Origin of the sequence: Vibrio sp. 10N.222.46.A1, assembly GCF_041473595.1 — a bacterium.
GTDB classification, from domain to species: domain Bacteria; phylum Pseudomonadota; class Gammaproteobacteria; order Enterobacterales; family Vibrionaceae; genus Vibrio; species Vibrio tasmaniensis_A.
On sequence record NZ_JBFRSN010001270.1, the window covers coordinates 1 to 2,831 of the forward strand.

The 2,831-nt window shown below is 41.0% G+C and carries 1 protein-coding gene; it reads right to left on the reverse strand.

The genetic code is table 11. The features are described from left to right. Window positions 1-443: 443 nt before the first annotated feature. The coding region (locus tag AB4496_RS25860; RefSeq protein WP_372132715.1) for a M6 family metalloprotease domain-containing protein at window positions 444-2,831 on the reverse strand (2,388 nt) is incomplete at its 5' end.

The following is a 2,831-nucleotide window of genomic DNA, read 5'->3' on the forward strand; positions in this document are numbered from 1 at the left end:
TACTCATAAATAATGTTTATATGCACCTATATAAATAAACACACCCACCACAACCAACAACTGATTCACAAATCCTTATGTGCTTTTACAAACAACATGTTTTGTGTGTCATTCACATACCAAAGCCCTTACACAACACCTTTCCAATGCAAATGACAATCAACACAATTATAACCAAAACCTATGCACTCTCCACCTTTTCGTTGACGAAAATCGTTGAAATTAATGTAAATATTCCCACTGCATAGGATTAAAGCTCAAAAAACACTCAAAGTAACCATTATCTATTTTTGTGATCAGCGTTACACCAAAATGCAACCAAACACCTATTAATGTAACCTAAGGGAAAGAAGTGCGACAGAACATTCTTTTTCCGATTATCTCATGTATGTGCAGAAAAATAAAAAGAGCCAATAAATATAGCTCTTTCATTTCAATTTATTCTATCGTTGCTTTCGTAGTCGAAAGAGCATACACAATATAAAGAGGATAGGTAGTGAGGAACTTCCTCCGGATGAATTATCTTGACTTAATGGCACAGATGATGCGTTTGAAACACTCGGTAAAACTTCTATATCAAACGATCCGACCCACTCATCACCATCGGCCGATAAAACCTTATATTTGATAGTGTCATATAAAGCCAGCTTACGTTGAGCAGGAGCATTATAAATGATCTTACTATCGACAATTTTTGCAATACCACTGCGTGGGAATTCTAAAATATATAATGTGTGGTTAGCTCCGTTAGTAATAGGAACTAAATCGATTGTATCTCCATATTTTACTTGCAACGATTTGGTGCCTAATAATAAAGCTTCCGTTCTTTGCACATCCAGAACTACAGACTGCTTTGCATAACCTCCTGACGAGTCCTGTACCAAAATTGTAAATCGGTATCGCTCTCCTTTCGAAGCATCACTAGGTACTATCACTTGTAGGACTTTGGAGCGTGATCCACTTAATTTCAGGCTTGGACCTTGAATTTGAGACCACATAATTTCATGTTCAGAAGAATCGACGTCGGTAATATCGGTTACCGTAAAAGTAACAGTTTCACCAGGCTTAGACGTCACCTCGAGCCTATCTATTGTTAACTTTGGCGCGTCATTCACAGGCTTAATATCAACTTCCACACTAGCAAAATCCGTCTCATACCCTAGCTTATCTACCAAACGGTATGTGAAGCTGTCACGGCCAAACTGGTCAACCTTTGGGAAGTAGGTTCCATCCTTTATCACGCCCTTCATTGGCTTCTGAGCGATTTCAAAAGAGTAATTATTTGGCTTCGGTAAATTGATATCATTAGCCAATAAATTAAGCATAAAAGGGGTATCTTCCTCGGTCGATATCATGTCATCGACAGCAATTGGCCTCGCATCTATTGGCAACTCAAAAAGCGCTGCAAAAGGGAAATTCTGACCGAAACCGCGACTCAACCCTCGAGTTTTGTAATCAGAAATAGATCCTGAAAATTGACTTTTCCTTTGTCCATCCCCTAAATACGCATCTAAAAACTGAGTTGAGTATTCAGGGGTACCATTCTCAATCTCTAAGACAATTAACTTTGTGCCTAGCCCAAGCTTAATTTTCTCGTCGAAAATGATTTGTCCGCCGCCCTGCCTCGCGATGCCTCTGTGTAACAATCGAGCTGCTTGCTCGTCAATAACTGCATTGCCGAATCTTGATTGATATGGATATTCCACCAAACGATAAAACATCGGCATCGCGGCGCTCGTTGCTTTCGCGTAAAAGTGAATTCCTCCAATACTTTGGTTTCCCTTGACCACATCAATGGGGAAACCTAGAACATTAATATTCGCGTCATAACGTGGGTATGTTCTCCCAAAAGAGGTTACCCAAGATGATTTGTTGTTGGTGTTAGGTACCAACAAAGAGAAACTCGCTTTGGTATCATCGCTAACAATATTGGTTATTGAGATATCCGTCTTTCGCCCCGCCGTAATCGCTGTTAAGGAAGGTTCTGAATCATCGGAGAGATTGGTAACCGATTCTCTACCTGGGAAGACATCGCCAGAGTCTCCAGAAGAGAATCCATTTTCTAATAACCCCTCTCCATCGGCTTGGAATACCTGTACTTGCATCGGACCAGAACTATTGAATTGGTTATCTATATTCACGGCTGTGATTAATAACCCCTCACCACGGAGCGCTTGGTCATAATCGTTTTTGCGTCTATTTTCCACATAAGCACGAGGCCCAAACTGTTTAAGGTAAGGGTCAAGGTGGATAACGCTTTCACCCTTGATTGTACCAACTTCAATACTCCCGTTATTGGAGAGAACTTTCGGCTTTAAAAAACCAGATGCCTCTTTACTCCAAGCCAACATGTTGACCGGAGTTTCGCCAGCATACTGATCCGTCGGTTTTCTCCCCCAACTGCCCCCTCCCATTAACCCCCAATGACCAATAGAACCATCATGCTGATAAGAATATAAATCTGGAAGTCCTAACATCAGATGTCCAAGCTCATGTGCTATCACCCCCATTGTTGACTGATGGTCACCTTGATAATCGGCGAACAAGCAATAAGCACTAATGCGTTTTCCATCGATCTCGACAGTGCTATGAGCATACTTATGAGGCCAAATTGTCGGGGTTTTTCGTGTACCACTAGATTTGTCATTCCCAGCAAAGACAAACATGACTGACAGCTCTTGAGCTGAGATGCTATTATCGTTGTTCGAATCATATTGAGAAAGGTCGAAGTCAACATCTAGCGCTTCATATGCCTTTGTGAACACATTATTAAGCTTAGTTTGGCAGTTTTTCTCAGACTTTGAATGGCAGTTAGGATGATCTATATCCCT